Origin of the sequence: Brevibacillus migulae (assembly GCF_004521915.1) — a bacterium.
GTDB classification, from domain to species: Bacteria; Bacillota; Bacilli; order Brevibacillales; family Brevibacillaceae; genus Brevibacillus_F; species Brevibacillus_F migulae.
Window position 1 is genome coordinate 110,148 of the sequence record NZ_SDKD01000016.1, and the last position, 15,981, is coordinate 126,128.

The following is a 15,981-nucleotide window of genomic DNA, read 5'->3' on the forward strand; positions in this document are numbered from 1 at the left end:
AAGGCGAATAGACTTGATAGAGAATGAAACCAGGAAGGAATATCCTTTCTGTATGGTGAATCGAGGTGTTGGTAATGAATTCCATGGACAATACCATGAAGTACACGGTACCCAACGAGACCAGCGAGTCAGATGTGCGGGAAACCCTGACAGAGGTGTACAATGCGCTCCAGGAAAAAGGGTACAATCCCATCACCCAAATTGTCGGTTATTTGCTTTCAGGTGATCCGGCTTTTATTCCACGCCACAATAATGCACGCAGTCTGATCGGGAAAATTGAACGTGATCGATTGTTGGAAGAACTGGTAAAGGTATATTTGTCACAGAATCGCTGAAAGATAGTACAGGAGTGACAGCATGCGGATTATGGGGCTTGATGTCGGAGAACGGACGATTGGAGTGGCGGTCAGCGACGAAATGGGCTGGACCGCCCAAGGCATAGAAACCATCCAGCGTCAGTCCAACGAAAAAGATTTCAACCGCCTGCAAGCATTGATCCAAGAGTACCAGATCACCGAGATTGTCGTCGGCTTGCCGAAAAACATGAACGGCACGATTGGTCCCAGCGGAGAAAACTGTAAAGCATTTGCGGAAAAGGTAGCTGCTCGCACATCGCTTCCCGTCCACTTGTGGGATGAGCGATTGACCACGATGGCCGCCCAGAAGATGCTGATTGCAGCAGATGTGAGCAGGCAAAAACGAAAAAAAGTGATTGATAAAATGGCGGCCGTGTTAATCCTGCAGGGTTATCTGGACGCGAAATCGAGGTGATTCCATGAGTGAAGAGATGATGGAAGAGTTTGAAGTAGGCGACGTGATCGCCCTTACGGAAGAAGGTACAGAAGAGCCCAGAGATTTTCGGATCATGTATATTTTTGATATCGAAGATCGCTCCTATCTCGTGCTTGTCCCCGTAGACCAGGAAGAGCAAGAGGAGTATGAGGTGCACTTCCTGCGCTATGAAGGAACCGATATGCTGGCCCCCATTGAAGATGATGAAGAGTGGGAGCAGGTTGAGGCTACCTTTGAAACGCTGATTGCCGATTTGGAGAAAGATGATAGTATCTAAGAGGGGCCGCGTGCCCTTCTTTTTCTTTTGCCCATGATGCAAGCGCGGACAATCTCCGTTATAATGGAGAACGATATGCAAAGGGAGGAGGATAAGATGCAGATTCAAAAGAAAGAGAAGGATAATCAGCCGATGAAGAGCATCAAACAAGACGAAAAGCGCAGACGCAGAGGACGATTGCCGAAGATCATCGCCCTCTTGGGTCTCTTACTCATAGTGGTCCTTGGAAGCGGTGGTTTCTATCTATACTCGCAGCTGCAGCCTGTCACCGCAGAGGGACAAGCAGTGAAAAAGGCAGTGAGCATCCCGCCTGGCACATCCGTTCGTGAGATTGGACAACTCTTGGAGCAGCAGGGACTGATCCGCAATGGTACGCTGTTTGCTTATTATGCCCAAAGCAAGGGCATCGGAAATCGCCTGCAGGCAGGTAATTACAATTTCCAAGTCGGGCAAACTATCGATGAGCTGTTGAATACGATGGCAAACGGTGAAGCTGTTGTTGAAGCCGTGCGCTTTACGATTCCGGAAGGGTTGAATGTGGAACAGATTGCCAACCGGCTTGCTGAACAAAAGCTGGTCGACAAAGCGGCCTTTTTAAAGGAAGTCAATGAAGGCGCTTTTCCGGAGTTCCCGTTCGTAGCCCAGATCCCGAAAAGCAAGGATCGCAAGCATCGCTTGGAAGGGTATCTGTTCCCGGAAACCTATGAAGTGAAAAAAGGGGCTACTGCACACGAAATTATTGCCAAAATGCTGGGCCAATTTCAAAAAGAGATGAAACCGGAATGGCTGGAGGCGTTGAAAAAACGGAATATGACACTGGATCAGGCGGTCAATCTCGCCTCGATTGTCGAGCGCGAAGTCGTGGTGGACAAAGAAAGACCGATCGTAGCCGGTGTGTTTTATAACCGCATTCGGGACAAGTGGATGCTGCAGTCCTGCGCCACCGTCCAGTTCGTCCTGGGAAAACAGCGTGATCGGATTACCTTTGCGGATCTGGAAGTGAAAAGTCCGTATAACACATACATCAATCCGGGACTTCCGCCTGGACCGATTGCCAGTCCGGGAAGAGCATCCCTCGCTGCAGTCGTTCAGCCGGTTTCCCATGATTACTTCTTTTTTGTGACGAAAAAGGATGGGACCTCGGAGCACTATTTCTCCAAAACTTTTGAAGAGCATCTGTCGAAAGATGCAAAAAGTCGCGGAAACTGGTGATTTAGACTGTGTTCGACCCACAACCTATGGTATACTATTCCGGTTGCCAGTTTTAACGGGGGTGAAACCTGTGATTACCAATCCAACAATAGAGGCCTACCTGACAAAGCTGGTACCCGAGCGTTCCCCGCTGCTCAGCCGCATGGAGGCGGAGGCAGCGGCCGAAGGAATTCCCATCATACAGCTTCCTGGTGCCCAAACGCTGCGCTTGCTGCTGCTGCTGCATCGTCCGACTTCGATTTTGGAGGTGGGGACGGCGATCGGTTACTCTGCGATATGGCTGGCCGAGGCGGCTCCGCAGGCAAAAGTAGTGACGATGGAGCTTGATCAGGAGCGCATTGTCCGCGCTGAGCAGAATATTCGAGAAGCAGGACTTCAGGATCGAATCGAGATCATAGCCGGAGATGCGACAGCCGGATTGCCGGAGCATTACCGATTTGATTGTCTGTTTATTGATGCATCAAAGGGCCAATATCAGAAGTTTCTTGATTTGTACTTGCCTCATCTGGCCGATGGCGGACTCGTCATTTGCGATAACGTACTGTTTCGCGGTCTGGTCGCTCAGCCTGAACAGGTGGAGAAGCGTTTGCGTCCGATGGTGGACAAGCTGATCCGCTTTAACGAAGGGCTTCGGGATCATCCTTTATTGGAAACAGTCTTTCTCCCCGTAGGAGACGGCATTGCGGTTAGCGTGAAAAAACAACAGACGTAGGCAGTTTTTGAAAAATGTTTGCACGAGCAAGAGGAAGGAGACATCATCATGGGTCACCCCGTATTGATTGGGGTAGCCGGGGGAAGCGGATCCGGCAAAACCACGGTAGCTACGGAGCTTTATCGACAGTTTCAGAATGAGAGTGTTACCTTGATCGAACAGGATTCCTATTATAAGGACCAAAGCCATCTGAGCATGGAAGAACGTGTACTTACCAATTACGATCACCCCTTCGCCTTTGACAACGATTTGCTGATGTTTCATCTGCAAGAGTTGCTCGCACGTCGGCCGATCCAAAAACCGATTTATGATTTCAAAATCCATAATCGTCAGCCAAACACCATTTTGGTAGAGCCGAAGGATGTCATTATCCTGGAAGGCATGCTGATTTTGGAAGATCCGCGTATCCGTGATTTGATGGATATCAAGGTCTTTGTGGATACGGATGCCGATGTGCGCATCGTACGCAGAATCCAGCGGGACATTGAAGAGCGCGGAAGAACACTGGACTCGGTGGTGAATCAGTATCTGTCGGTGGTGCGTCCGATGCACCTGCAGTTCATCGAGCCGACCAAGCGTTACGCGGATGTGATTATTCCTGAGGGCGGATACAACCGCGTAGCATTGGATCTGTTGTCCACCAAGATTCGCGGGATCTTGGCAGAGAAGCAGTTTAGTTAAGCGATACTTTCGCCTACATAGGACGGTTGTGAGGAGCACCTGAGAGGGTGTTCTTTTTTTTTTTTTGCTCTGATCATGCTCTGACAATCGGGATTTATCATAAAAGGAGAGTTGATGACAAGGGGGAGCATGGGTATGAATGATGAGCGTATAAGCAAGATTGCAGAAAATCTGATTTCTTACAGTCTGGATGTGCAAGCCGGGGAGCACGTCATGGTGATGGTTGTCGATCAAGGAGAAGAGCTAGCCAAGGAATTGGTCAAGCAACTGTACGCCAAAGGTGCGTTTCCCCACGTTCGTATACAGCGCCCGTCGCTGCAGCGGGAATGGATGAAAGGATTGTCGGAGGCACAGGCGGTACAGCTCGCTGAATGGGAAAAGCCATTTTGGCAGGGCATGCATGGGTTTATCGGCATATACGGTTTAACGAACGACAGTGAGATGAGGGATGTACCGGAGGAAAAGAGCAGAATCTACGGCATGGCATTTGAGGATATTTTTCACTATGTCGATAATCGCTCAAAAGGAGTACGTATTAACTACCCCACTGCCTCCTTGGCGCAAAAGGCGAACATGTCTACAGAGGCTTTCACCCAATTTTATTTTGACGTCTGTGCCATGGACTATCGCAGGATGTACGAAGCATGCCAGCCGCTTCATGAACTGATGGACCGGACGGACAAGGTCCGGATAACAGGACCGGGAACAGAGCTCACTTTTTCGATTAAGGGAATCGGGACAAAGATCGCAGCGGGGAAAGGGAATGTTCCTGATGGCGAAGTGTACACATCACCGGTTCGCGATTCGATCGAGGGGGTCATCACCTACAATACGCCCAGCAACTATAAGGGAACTACGTTTGAAAATGTGCGTCTAACGTTTCAGAATGGGAAAATTGTGGAGGCGTCTGCCAATCATACGGAGAAGCTCATTGAGATCTTGGACAGCGACGAAGGTGCTCGCTATATCGGGGAATTCGCCATCGCTTTCAATCCGTATATCCTAAATCCGATGGGGGACATCTTGTTTGACGAAAAGATTGCCGGCAGCTTTCATTTGACACCGGGACGCGCCTATGAAGCTGCTGACAATGGCAACCGCAGCATCATCCACTGGGACTTGATCAGCATCCAAAGGCCGGAGTATGGCGGTGGTGAAATCTGGTTTGATGATGTATTGATTCGCAAAGACGGATTGTTTGTTCATCCGGCGCTGCTCGGATTGAATCCGGATCGGCTGAAAGCATAGTAAAGAACCGCAAGCCCCTCCTTTTCGTCTGCTTTCCTGTTGCTGGAAAAAAGCAGCTGTCATAAGATGATAGAATAGAGGAGGGGAATCGGATGCATGCGAAGCTAAGTTCATTATTTCGTCCCATTCAAGGTAATGGCCGGGTCACTTCCTATCGGTACGTGGAAAGGAGTGCTTCCCCATTACTGAGGCCGTATGTATCCTGTTACTGGATGTCAGAGCCTGTGACTCTTTTGGAAAGGGCGAGCAGCATTCATACTGCCGCACAGATTGACCGTGTGCTGCCTGATGGATGCACCGATATCATTTTTACATACAGCCCCCTGCAGGACCGTTACTCCCTCCGCTTGATTGGCGCATTTACTGACCCGTTTGCCATCGTGTATGAGGAAGACAGTCCGATTCACCACTTTGGCGTCCGGTTTTTCCCGGGCGGAGCGTTTTCCCTCCTGCAAACAGCGATGGCGGAGTTTGGCGGCAGCAGCACCGATCTTGAGCTCATCCTGCCGGGAAGCGTTCAGAGACTCTGCGAACGGTTATTTGCGGGCCGTTCGCTGGATGAAAAAACGAAAGCGATGGAGGAGTTTTTGCTTTCTTGCTTACGCGAACACGGAGCGGTGCAAGATGACGTGATGGCCAATCTGCTTTATCGGATCTTTGAGTCCGGCGGAAAAATGACGGTCCGTGAGCTAGCGAAAGCGGAATATCTCAGTGCCATATGAATCGAAAATTTTCGCAATGGATCGGCTTGAGTCCGAAAAAGTTCAGCCAAGTGGTGCGGTTTCAAAACATGCTGCAGCAAATCAGCAGGAGACCTGCAGGTGATTGGGAATCGTTTGCATGGGAGCACGGATATTTTGATACTTCGCATTTCATTCATGACTTTACGAAACATTACGGTGCGACGCCTGCTGTTGCCGCTGAAGAATATCAAAGGATGTCCGATTTTTACAATCCCGCTTATCCGTAATTGGTTATAATGAAACCATACCAATCTATGGAAAAGGCGTACGGAAAGGATTGAATGTGATGAGCGGCGTATTTGCAGTGCGAGACCATCTTTTAGATGAATTGGAGCTGGCAGTCCGGACGAGTGAGGCTTTGATCACGCGTATCAAGCCGGAAGAATGGGACTATCGGCCGAAGGATAATATGCGGAGTTTGCTAGAATTGGTCCATCATCTCGTATCGATACCGGCATCGGATCTGGCCATCCTGCAAGAAAAAACACAATCTGAGGTCGAGCAGGTGGAAAGCCTCGTGCACACGCTCACCGATCCGCACGAATTGGCCGCGCAGATGCGAAAACATGCAGAAATGCTGCGGGCGTATATGCTGTCTCTCTCTGAAGAGGAGCTGCTGCACAAATCTACGAAAGCCTTTTATTTAGAGCATGGCGTCGTGCAAATCAAATGGCTGATTGAGATTGTGACTCATACCTTCCACCATCGTTCCCAGCTGTACAATTATTTGAAAGCGCTGGGGCATGAGCTGCATTTTTTCGTTTTGTACGGATAAGGCAGAGGGAGAAAGGCAGATGACGACCGTGTGGGCAGCAAAACATATCAGTGTGTCGATCGACCGAACGCCGGAAGATGTCTATGAATTTGTCATTACCCCGGATCACTTTCCGAAATGGCTCACCTCTTTCTGCTTGTCTATTCAACTCGTGGAGGAGGAGTGGATCATCGAAACAGAAGAAGGACCGATGGGGATTCGATTCTGTGAGCGAAATGAGTACGGCGTGCTGGATCATGTGGTGACGCTAGCTTCCGGAGAACAAATCTTGAACCCGATGCGAGTCGTTCCGAATGGTTCGGGAAGTGAGGTGCTGTTTACCTTGTATAAACGGCCACAGCAGTCAGAGGAGCAATTTTTGCTGGATGCAGCCAATGTCGAGAGTGATCTGCGCATGCTAAAGCAAGTGTTGGAAGGATAGCAAAGATGGCAGTCAGGACGAAAATCCTGGCTGCCTTTTTCTATTCTATGAATCTATAGCTTTTAAGCATCCAGAGAGCTGACCATACTGAAAAAGGAAAGGAGGAAGTCTATGAATCCTTCAACAAGCATCAAGCGCAGAAGCTTTTTGGTCTTGTTATTCCTTACGCTGCTCTGGTCGGGGCTGGTTGCCCGGCTGTGGTGGATACAGCTAGGGTCTCCCCACCATTTTTCCGCACATGGTGTGGATCTCATCAAAAATGCGGTACAGCAGCGCAGACAAAGCATCGTCCTGCATACGGGACGAGGAGATATCCTGGATCGGCACGGGCATCCGTTAACAGGCGCAGAGCAAAAAGCGCTGCTGCTCTTTCCTCTGGCCAAAGCAAACGTGGATGAGGATAAATTGCAGAAGGTGGCGTCGATTATCCACGAGCCGGTATCAATGCTGGAGCGTACGCTGCAGGAGGCGAAGGAGCCGGTCATGCTTCGTGATCCGGACAAGAAGCTCATCTCGTTGACGGACGAACAGGCTGATGCTGTGAATCGGCTGCAGATTCCCGGGCTGCTGGCTTTACCCGTGACGGAGCGGTATCGTCCAGATGGAGTGGCAAAACACGTCGTTGGCTATGTCAGCCAGAATCCAGACTATGTGAAAAGCGTGTATGAGGAGGAGTGGAAAGCTGGCAAGCTGGGCTTGGACACGATGGTGGGAGCGGCGGGGCTGGAGCGCAGCTTCGAACGGTTTTTGCAAGGGGTGGAGCCTTCTACCCTCTCCTATTATGTAGATGGGCATGGCGCGCCGCTGCGCGGTCTGGATGTACGGTACAGCAAGCAGGAACAGACGCTCTATCCGCTCTCGCTTGTGACGACATTGGACGCCGATATTCAGGAGCGAGTGGAGCAGATTGCCGATGAAAGCCATTTGCAATCCGGATCCATCGTGGTGTTGGATGCGAAAACGGGCGATGTCGTGGCGATGGTCAGCCGCCCGCTCTTTGACCAGACGAAGGTGGATGTCACGCGGGGCGATTGGCAAAACCATGCGCTGAAACAGATTCCGCCAGGTTCGGTGTTTAAAACCGTGGTAGCCGCCGCTGCGCTGGGTGAGGGCGTTGTCTCTCCGACAGACCGATTCGAGTGTACGGGTGAATACGGGAAGTACGGATTTTCCTGCTGGAAGAAGGATGGACACGGCTCGCTGACCATGGAAGAAGCTTTTGCCGAGTCTTGTAATATTGCCTTCGCGGAAATCGCCAAACGTGTCGGCGGAGAAAAAATCGAAGAGTATGCGAAAAAGCTGGGAGTCTCCTCGCAAGTGGGGCATGTCACACCCCAGCTGTTCAAGCTGACCGATTTTCACCAATTTGCCGGAGAAGACAAAGGAGTGGTGTTTGCCGAGAATTCTTCACGCACTGACGAAGGGATCTTAATACAGACCGCAATCGGACAGCGTGATGTGCGCATGACACCGCTGCAGGCAGCCAACCTCATGGTGACACTGCTCAATAACGGCAAGCCTCGCAGCGTACGGATTGTCGATCAGATCACCTATAAAAACGGGCTGAGCTTCACGCATTTTCCTCTACAGGAATTGCAGGTGGACGGGATTGATGCGGTGACGGCCTATAAACTGAAACGGATGATGCGCAAGGTCGTGACCGACGGCACAGGCATGGCGCTGGCGGATGAAACCTGGACGGTGGCAGGAAAGAGCGGCACTGCACAAGTCGGTTCCGCATCCGATGAACAAATGGCTCATCATTGGTTCGTCGGATACACACCTGTGGAAGAGCCGCGCTATGCCATCGCTGTAGTCGTCGAGAATCAGCCTGCTAACCGTTTGCATCAAGCGACGTCTGTGTTCGGACGAGTTGTCGAAGCTCTTGCCGCCCAATCAACGAAACCTGCTTTATCTCTCGCAGGGAATTCGCCAGAATAAAGGCCCGAGCCTGCACTTGATTGTGTTTTCCCACACCCGCGATTAACATGAGGGGGGAGTTGGAATTATACGCAGCGGTGACGGTTTTCTGCCAGATCGTCATCTTATCGCCGCGACTGGGGGAGAGCTTGCGTACCGTATGGCTGTGCCAGTCGCCGATGTAACGCCATTTGCCGGCCCCTCTCCTGTTTAAACGCCGGACCAGTCTGCGCAAATATTGATCGTCAAAATAGATGGAGCGGGGCTCATGGATAGCTCTGGGACCTGGTTCACTTGCGTATGTGATGACCCAGTCATGCTGGCCCAGTGGGTAACCCATCATGATTCCCCCTGTCTCCACGCTCGTATCTCTCAGCACGGCCTGCTCGATCTGCCGCCATGCGCTTTTCGTGATATACAGTGTGCTCATGATACGCTCCCTTCCTAGCGAATGGTATATGATATGACAAAACCCGGGTAAATGCCATTCAGGCTTACCCGGGTTTTCGTCGTTATTCGAGCTATGCAGCTTGCGAAACGGTATCTTGTTTACGGGCCCAGCTCACCATGAGATACACGATAGGCGTTGAGAGCACCGCAATGAGTATTTTCAGGGTATACTCGGTTGTAATGATTCCCCAGATTTCTTCCAGTGGGATCGTCCCGAAAAAGGCAACGAAGGTAAAGATCGCGGTATCGATCAATTGGCTGATCCATGTGCTGACGTTATTGCGCAGCCACAGATGCTTGCCTTGCGTTTTTTTCCGAATGCCCAAAAACAAAAAGATATCCAAGTGCTGGCTAATGGAGTACGCTACAATGGAAGCCAGCGCGATCCGGGGGACGGAGCCCAGCACTGCTTCGAATGCTTGCTGCTGATCATAAAAGGGGGCAGCGGGCACACGAATGGAAATGAAAAAGACGAAGGTCATCAAAATATTGGCGATAAGTCCGGTCCAGACAACACGTCGCGCAATGTGCTTCCCCCATACTTCCGAGATCGTGTTGTCGATAATGAAGGTGATCGGATAAAACAGGATTGCCACGGTGGCAAAGGCAAGACCGAGGTCCGCGATTTTGGTCGCCACGACATTGGCAAGGATCGAGGCGGCAGCGAAGATACCGACCAGGGTGATCAGTTTCTTCGTTCCGTCTGCGACTGGAACAAAGTCTTTCATGCTGATATTCCTCCCATAGTTTTGTTTTAACAGAGGCGGGTCTCGAACTCTGCTTGCCGCAAGGGCATTCATTCATAATATCTTGTCTTTCCGGAGGTTGTAAAGTTCTTTTCCTTTTCCTCGGGTACATGCACGCATGGGCGTTCGCCTACATACATTTAAGTAAGCAGTCATCCTGACTTGGAGGTGGCACCGTGTCCAGCATCTTTATGGCCCTTTCCCTGTTCATCAAAGAGCTTGTCATGTTTGTTGCGTATGTAAAAAACAATGCTTTTCCGCAACCGCTTCCTGAGGCGGATGAAGAGAAATATTTGCGCTTGATGGCGCAAGGGGACGCTTACGCCCGGAATAAGCTGATCGAACATAATCTGCGCTTGGTGGCTCACATCGTCAAAAAGTTCGAGAATACAGGTGAAGACAGCGAAGATTTGATCTCCATCGGCACGATTGGATTGATCAAGGCGATCGAGAGCTATCAGGTGGATAAGGGGACGAAATTGGCTACTTATGCTGCACGCTGCATTGAAAATGAGATTCTGCTGACAAAGGCATCCATTCAGATGGGTGCTTTTTTTACACGACTACATCTCCAAAAGGACCTCAGTGGAAGCATTTTTTATTTTTGCCGGTTCCTTAACACTCGTCTATACAGTCCTTCGCGCAGCTACATACAATGAGATGCACCTATACAGCAAAAAGCAATTCGAAAGGTGGGAAGAGCGGACACATCCAATACTGTGCAGACAGATCCAGCTGCTGCTATAGGCCATTGGCGCTGGATCCACCCTCATTTTTGCGAATGGAGAAAAAACGGTCTTGAAGGAGGAGAAGATGGCAAAGCGATACCTGCGAATAGCGAGCAGCAAATGGCACAAATGGAAGATTGTCAAAAATGCTGGCTATTCACACATCCAACCGAATACAAGTCTCTACTCCCACCGTACGTTAATGATGTTTTTGCGCCGGTACGGGACGGTTTTTGTCAAGCCTGATCGCGGCTATGGCGGAAGCGATGTCATCTCGATCCAAAGGGAAAATAGCGGTTATACCGCGATCGAGCAGGAAGGAAAAAAAGCATTTGCCGATTCCGGACAGCTGCATGCATGGATTGAGTCAATCCGTAAAGGGAGAAGGTTTATCGTACAGCAGGGAATTGATTTGCAGCCACTGCATGGCTCCCCGGTCGATATCCGCACCATTTTGCAAAAAAATGAACAGGGAGAGTGGGAAGTGACCGGCCTGTTTGCCAAGGCTGCGAAAAAGGGCAAAGTCGTCACCAATGTGAAAGCAGGGGGGCGCGTATTGCGCGTGTCAAGCTATCTGAGCCAAGTAGGCAGGAAAGGAGCGGGGCGGCGAGCAACCCTGCAGCGGTTGAAGCAGCTTTCGCGCCAGGTCGCCCGTGCGTTTCATGCCCATTATACCAACCGTGTGTATGCGTTGGATATCGGTTTGGACCGCAGCGGGAAACTGTGGCTGATTGAAGTGAATACCCATCCCAGCTTCACGATATTAAAAAGGATCGACCATCGCATGTATCAGCGGGCAATCAAGCTGCGAAGAAAAAGACCATCCTGAGATGGTCTTTTTTGGGTTTCTATCTTCCGTTGATTTGGCGCATATAGCCCACGATTTTTGGATACAAAGACCGATCATGATGGTAGCGGAACAATTGATAGCGAGGACCCGTATTTACTTCCAAAATCCAGATGCGCAGCTTTTTGTCGATCCCGATATCCAGCCCTAGCTGGCGCATGCGGTAACGATTCCCGAGGGTTTCGGCGACGCTCATGCCTACACGATTAATGGTGTTCTCGACTCGCTGACAACGCTCCTCCGAGCATCCCAGACTCATTTTGAGAGACGGGCCCAGATTGATCGGCTTCCCTCCACGACAATGGTTGGTGACGATTTTTCCGGGTGCTGCCCATTTCCCGATCGTCCCCATTACTTTCCACTCGCTTTCAGGACGCAATATGAGCAAGCGATAATCGATTGGGCGTTTTTTGATGGAGACCAGATTGATTCCTTTCTGGATCAGATAGCGCTTTTTACTGCTCATTAATCGGCGGAGGAGCTGCAGCAACGCAACTTTGCTGTTCACCCGATAGCGCTTCATATCTTTTTGTATGGCAAAAGAAGTCTTGCCCCGCCGTTTGACCCGGATGATTCCATAACCTCCTGAACCGACAACCGGTTTTATATAGAGCGTGTCGTGGCGCTGGAGCATGCTCCATAAATAATGCGGCGAAAACAGATGGGTTTCCGGCAAATGCTTGCGGATGGAGGGATATTGGGCCAAAACGCGGTGCTTGATCCACTTGCTGGCAATTTTCATATAAGGTCGCTCCTTGCATATGATTTCAATGTTCTATGGTATTCACACGCTGGAATGCCCGTCTGTACGTATGTCTGTGAGAAAGAAAGATGAAGAAAAGTAAAGGAAAGTGAAAGAAATTTAGTACCATTGACCCTGTTTTCAAGGGGGGAAACTGCCGAATAACCATGTATGACTAGGTTTGGGACTATTCGCTCAAAATGCCAATTGGAAAATTTTAAGCCCTTATTCGATCACCAAAATTCCTCTATGATGGGTTTGTACCCAGTTGCATGGCAACGTTGGGAAAAACATCACAGCTAGGAGGAAGAGAAAATGACGAAACGCGATTGGTTGCTTAAGTCCTCGATGACCGTCATGCTGAGTACGTCCCTGTTGATGTTCGCTGAAGGTGGACAAGCTGCATTGGCAGCAACAAATTCACAAGATTCTGCAAAAGCGGAGCAAGTGGTAAGCTTGGCAAAATCTCTTGTGGGAAAAGATTATCAATCTGGCGCAAATGGCCCGTCCCAATTTGACGCACCCGGATTGGCTGCTTACATATACGGAAAAGTGGGTATCCATGTAAGCGATAGCGTTTCCGCACTCTACAAAGCTGGCAAAGCGGTAGACAAAAACAAGCTGCAGCCTGGTGATTTGTTGTTCTTCACCCTAAGCAGCTCGAAAACGCCTTCTTACCTGGGGATCTACATTGGCGACAATAAATTCGTTTATGCGAACCAAGGTTCCGATGAAGTCATCACCAAGTCAATGTCGACCTATTACAAAGGCAAGCTGGTAGGGGTACGCCGCCTGTTGGATGGCAGCGCGTCGACATCGACAACCCAGCCAACACCGTCAACACCATCAACACCACCGGTAACCACGCCTGTCGAGAACCCGGCTGCTGGCGATGAAATTACTCCGGTAGATCCTACGCCAACACCAGAACCGGCACCAGCTCCGGCTCCTGTCGTTTCGAAAGGCGATAAAATTATCAATGCAGGTATGAAATATCTGGGGATCCCTTATAAATACGGCGATTCCCGTTCGGACAAGCGCTATATGGATTGCTCCGACTTTACGTACAATACCTTTAAAGATATCGGTATCAAGATTCCAACCAACTCCCGTTCCCAAGCGACCTACGTGAAAGAACACGGGACGCCGGTATACGATGTAGACAAGCTGCAAAAAGGCGATCTGATCTTCATGATGAGCTATAAAGGTTCAAAAGAATCAAGCTATTCTGGCATTGATCCGCTCAAGCAACGCATCACGCATGTGGGCATCTACATGGGCGATGGCAAGATTTTGCACACCTACGGCTCGGGCGGTGTACGCATCACCAAGTTTACCAACACCTCTTGGGAGTATCGCTTCGTAATGGGCGGTCGTCCGTACTAAGCAAGCAGCATAAGCAAACCCACTTTTCCGGGATTTCTCCGTGGAAAGTGGGTTTTTCATTTCTCCGTAAGATTTTTGATTCAAGAAAACAAGCATCTGCTGCATATCTTCTCTGCAAGGAGGGGATAAGGGTGGAGCTCCGATTTACCGAAGGCGAAATGGCCGAAAGTATCCGTTCTGACTGCTATCGTTACTTGCTGGAAAAGTACAGGAGGGAGAAAAGGGATGATCGGGATCTACGCGAGGGTCAGCACAGAGGAGCAGGCACGCAGCGGATTTTCCCTGCAGGACCAGCTTCGGGCTTGTCGGGAAAAAGCAGCCACGGATGAAGTGATCGAGTATGTCGATGAGGGCATTTCTGGTGAGTTTCTGGATCGACAGGCCCTGTCCATGCTGCGGCAGGATGTACGGGAGGGGCGGATCAAACGGATCATCTGCCTCGATCCCGACCGTTTGTCCCGCAAGCTGATGCATCAGCTGCTTTTGACGGATGAATGGGATGGGAAGGGAGTCGAGCTGCAATTTGTAAACGGCGATTATTCAAAAACCCCGGAAGGCCAATTGTTTTACAGCATGCGCGGGGCCATCGCCGAATTTGAAAAAGCAAAAATCAATGAGCGGATGAGTCGTGGACGCCGGGAAAAAGCGAGGCAAGGTCGCGTCCTGCGTGACTTCCAAATTTACGGCTACGATTATGATAAACATACGGAGTCCTTGGTCATCAATCCGGAAGAGGCGGCGGTTATCCGCCAAATCTTTCAGCTGTTTACCACCCCGCATACAAACATTCAAGGGATGAACGGCATCGCCAATTGGTTGACGGAGCAGGGGATCCCGACCAAGCGAGGGGCAAAAAAGTGGCATCGCCAGGTGGTCCGGCAAATTTTGACCAACCGTACGTACCTCGGCATGTTTTATCAAAACCGCTGGAATACGGAGGGCATGCTGGCGAATCGCCATGACCCCATGCAGGAAAAGCGGGCCATGCGTGAGCGGCCGGTTGAGGAATGGATCGGGATCCCATGCCCGGCCATCATTTCGCAGGAGATGTTTGAACAAGCGCAGCTGCGGTTGGAAGAGACCAGACGACGATTCGCGGGAAAAAGCCTGCAAGCATACCTGCTGAGCGGGTTGGTTCGCTGCGGAGAATGCGGGGAAGCGATGATCGGCAAGCAGGTCCATAATTGGGGCAAGCGGGCATATGAATACGCGGATCGAAAGCGAAGCGCCTCCACCAACCATTCATGTGGAAACAAAATACGCTGCCAGATGCTGGACAGCCATGTCTGGGAAGCCATCAGCAAGTGGCTGCGAAACGAGAGCGCCCTCGCGCAAACCAGTCTGCAAGCGCCTTCGCAGGAGTCTGCTTCTCACCATCTGGCGGCGCTCAAACGGGAAAGACAAAAGGCGGCAGCGGCCAAGCAGCGGCTCTTGAAGCTGTATGCCACAGGCCAGGGAATGGCGGAAGCCGAGCTTTGGGAAGCGATGGAGCAATGGGCGAAGAAAGAGGAGCGACTCATCGCCCAAATCGCCGAAGAAGAAAAACGCAGAGAGGAGCAGCAAGACGAGCCGGATCAAAAGGGGCTTTTGCAGGAGGCCGTGATTCATTACCTGCAAACCGCCCCACAAGAGCTCAGTTTGGAGGATCGCCGCGAATTGATCCGCCATATTGTCCGAGAGGTTCGCGTTTATCATCAGGCGATTGAAATCATCACGTTTTAAGCATGCCTGGAGCTAAATTGGACGGATGGCCACCGGCAACTGCTCATGCCATTTCTTCTCTCCTTGCATCTCATGTTAGAAGACATGTGGGAGGTGAGAAGAGATGGCTTTCAATTTTCCGGGGCCTCCCGGTGGAGGGAACTTTCCGCCGCCTCCGCAAGGCCCACCACCAGCAGGGCAACAATTTTTCGGGAGACAACAAAGACAAAGGCGCAGATTTGGCTCGTTCCGCCCATGTCTGTTCCGTTTTACCTTTGTTTGGCTGCGCAACGGCAACCAGTTCTGGTTTTATCCTGTCTTTATCCAACCGGGCGGCGTTGCGGGCTACCGTTGGACGGGCAACAGATGGAGATTTTACGGCTTGGATACGCGCCGTGTAGTTGACTTCGATTGTTTTTAAGCGGCCGCCTGCCCGAAACTTTCGGGTGGGCCTTTCTTTAGATGGTCGCTTCTGCGGCATGCGCGCATTTGACCATGAAAAGGAGATTCTGATGCATCTGCGCAGTTTGAAGAAGACGAAAAAGGATGTTTCCTTGCATGATCCGATCGGGACGGATAAGGAAGGGAACGAAATCACGC

Annotated in this window: 19 protein-coding genes and 2 pseudogenes; 18 read left to right on the top strand and 3 right to left on the bottom strand. The window is 50.7% G+C overall.

Annotated features, from left to right (window positions below; all coding sequences use genetic code 11):
* Positions 1-74: 74 nt before the first annotated feature.
* The 12 genes from EIZ37_RS17915 to EIZ37_RS17970 all read left to right on the top strand — a co-directional run bounded on the left by EIZ37_RS17915 (position 75) and on the right by EIZ37_RS17970 (position 8,802).
* Positions 75-335: an IreB family regulatory phosphoprotein gene (locus EIZ37_RS17915; RefSeq protein WP_134686137.1), complete on the top strand. Its 261-nt coding sequence runs from the start codon at positions 75-77 to the stop codon at positions 333-335.
* A 22-nt stretch (positions 336-357) separates the two neighbouring features.
* The gene (ruvX, locus tag EIZ37_RS17920; protein WP_134686138.1) at positions 358-771 is read left to right on the top strand and encodes a Holliday junction resolvase RuvX; all 414 of its coding nucleotides are present in this window, start codon (positions 358-360) and stop codon (positions 769-771) included.
* 4 nt (positions 772-775) lie between these two features.
* Positions 776-1,069, top strand: coding sequence for a DUF1292 domain-containing protein (locus EIZ37_RS17925; protein ID WP_134686139.1), 294 nt, complete (start codon positions 776-778; stop codon positions 1,067-1,069).
* 96 nt (positions 1,070-1,165) lie between these two features.
* Positions 1,166-2,281, top strand: a complete 1,116-nt coding sequence (mltG, locus tag EIZ37_RS17930) for an endolytic transglycosylase MltG (protein ID WP_134686140.1) — start codon at positions 1,166-1,168, stop codon at positions 2,279-2,281.
* Positions 2,282-2,351: 70 nt separating this feature from the next.
* Positions 2,352-2,993, top strand: coding sequence for an O-methyltransferase (locus tag EIZ37_RS17935; protein WP_134686141.1), 642 nt, complete (start codon positions 2,352-2,354; stop codon positions 2,991-2,993).
* 48 nt (positions 2,994-3,041) lie between these two features.
* Complete coding sequence (gene udk / locus EIZ37_RS17940) at positions 3,042-3,674, top strand: uridine kinase (protein WP_134686142.1); 633 nt, start codon at positions 3,042-3,044, stop codon at positions 3,672-3,674.
* Between the two features lie 135 nt (positions 3,675-3,809).
* The gene (locus EIZ37_RS17945; RefSeq protein WP_134686143.1) at positions 3,810-4,922 is read left to right on the top strand and encodes an aminopeptidase; all 1,113 of its coding nucleotides are present in this window, start codon (positions 3,810-3,812) and stop codon (positions 4,920-4,922) included.
* A gap of 92 nt (positions 4,923-5,014) precedes the next feature.
* A complete protein-coding gene (locus EIZ37_RS17950; RefSeq protein ID WP_134686144.1) occupies positions 5,015-5,644 on the top strand; it encodes a DUF6597 domain-containing transcriptional factor in 630 nt (209 codons plus the stop codon).
* Positions 5,641-5,892 carry a helix-turn-helix domain-containing protein gene (locus EIZ37_RS17955; RefSeq protein WP_134686145.1) on the top strand — a complete coding sequence of 84 codons (252 nt, stop codon included), beginning with the start codon at positions 5,641-5,643 and terminating at the stop codon, positions 5,890-5,892. The genes EIZ37_RS17950 and EIZ37_RS17955 overlap by 4 nt, the downstream gene beginning before the upstream one ends.
* A gap of 59 nt (positions 5,893-5,951) precedes the next feature.
* Positions 5,952-6,440 (top strand): DinB family protein, encoded by a 489-nt coding sequence (locus EIZ37_RS17960; RefSeq protein ID WP_134686146.1) that lies wholly within the window; start codon positions 5,952-5,954, stop codon positions 6,438-6,440.
* Positions 6,441-6,459: 19 nt separating this feature from the next.
* Positions 6,460-6,861, top strand: a complete 402-nt coding sequence (locus EIZ37_RS17965; protein ID WP_205683851.1) for an SRPBCC family protein — start codon at positions 6,460-6,462, stop codon at positions 6,859-6,861.
* A gap of 111 nt (positions 6,862-6,972) precedes the next feature.
* Complete coding sequence (locus tag EIZ37_RS17970) at positions 6,973-8,802, top strand: peptidoglycan D,D-transpeptidase FtsI family protein (protein ID WP_134686147.1); 1,830 nt, start codon at positions 6,973-6,975, stop codon at positions 8,800-8,802.
* Here EIZ37_RS17970 and EIZ37_RS17975 read toward each other — a convergent pair.
* Together EIZ37_RS17975 and EIZ37_RS17980 are read right to left on the bottom strand one after the other, a co-directional pair.
* Positions 8,696-9,211 (bottom strand): Mov34/MPN/PAD-1 family protein, encoded by a 516-nt coding sequence (locus EIZ37_RS17975; RefSeq protein ID WP_134686148.1) that lies wholly within the window; start codon positions 9,209-9,211, stop codon positions 8,696-8,698. The genes EIZ37_RS17970 and EIZ37_RS17975 overlap by 107 nt on opposite strands.
* Positions 9,212-9,302: 91 nt before the next feature.
* Positions 9,303-9,959, bottom strand: a complete 657-nt coding sequence (locus EIZ37_RS17980; RefSeq protein WP_134686149.1) for a queuosine precursor transporter — start codon at positions 9,957-9,959, stop codon at positions 9,303-9,305.
* 194 nt (positions 9,960-10,153) lie between these two features.
* Here EIZ37_RS17980 and EIZ37_RS17985 point away from each other — a divergent pair.
* Together EIZ37_RS17985 and EIZ37_RS17990 are read left to right on the top strand one after the other, a co-directional pair.
* Positions 10,154-10,546: pseudogene (locus EIZ37_RS17985) on the top strand (sigma-70 family RNA polymerase sigma factor); the annotation flags it as partial.
* 244 nt (positions 10,547-10,790) lie between these two features.
* Positions 10,791-11,534, top strand: coding sequence for a YheC/YheD family protein (locus EIZ37_RS17990; RefSeq protein WP_134686151.1), 744 nt, complete (start codon positions 10,791-10,793; stop codon positions 11,532-11,534).
* A gap of 19 nt (positions 11,535-11,553) precedes the next feature.
* Here the strand turns inward: EIZ37_RS17990 and EIZ37_RS17995 are convergent, their stop codons facing one another.
* Positions 11,554-12,294: a YheC/YheD family protein gene (locus EIZ37_RS17995; protein WP_134686152.1), complete on the bottom strand. Its 741-nt coding sequence runs from the start codon at positions 12,292-12,294 to the stop codon at positions 11,554-11,556.
* Between the two features lie 315 nt (positions 12,295-12,609).
* Here EIZ37_RS17995 and EIZ37_RS18000 point away from each other — a divergent pair, with 315 nt between their 5' ends.
* From EIZ37_RS18000 to EIZ37_RS18015, 4 genes and pseudogenes are all read left to right on the top strand, one after another.
* Positions 12,610-13,680 carry a C40 family peptidase gene (locus tag EIZ37_RS18000; protein WP_134686153.1) on the top strand — a complete coding sequence of 357 codons (1,071 nt, stop codon included), beginning with the start codon at positions 12,610-12,612 and terminating at the stop codon, positions 13,678-13,680.
* 225 nt (positions 13,681-13,905) lie between these two features.
* Entirely contained in the window at positions 13,906-15,402 is a 1,497-nt protein-coding gene (locus EIZ37_RS18005; RefSeq protein WP_134686154.1) for a recombinase family protein, read from the top strand.
* A 103-nt stretch (positions 15,403-15,505) separates the two neighbouring features.
* Entirely contained in the window at positions 15,506-15,802 is a 297-nt protein-coding gene (locus tag EIZ37_RS18010) for a transporter (protein WP_134686155.1), read from the top strand.
* 76 nt (positions 15,803-15,878) lie between these two features.
* Positions 15,879-15,981, top strand: a pseudogene (locus EIZ37_RS18015) (RNA polymerase subunit sigma-70); the annotation flags it as partial.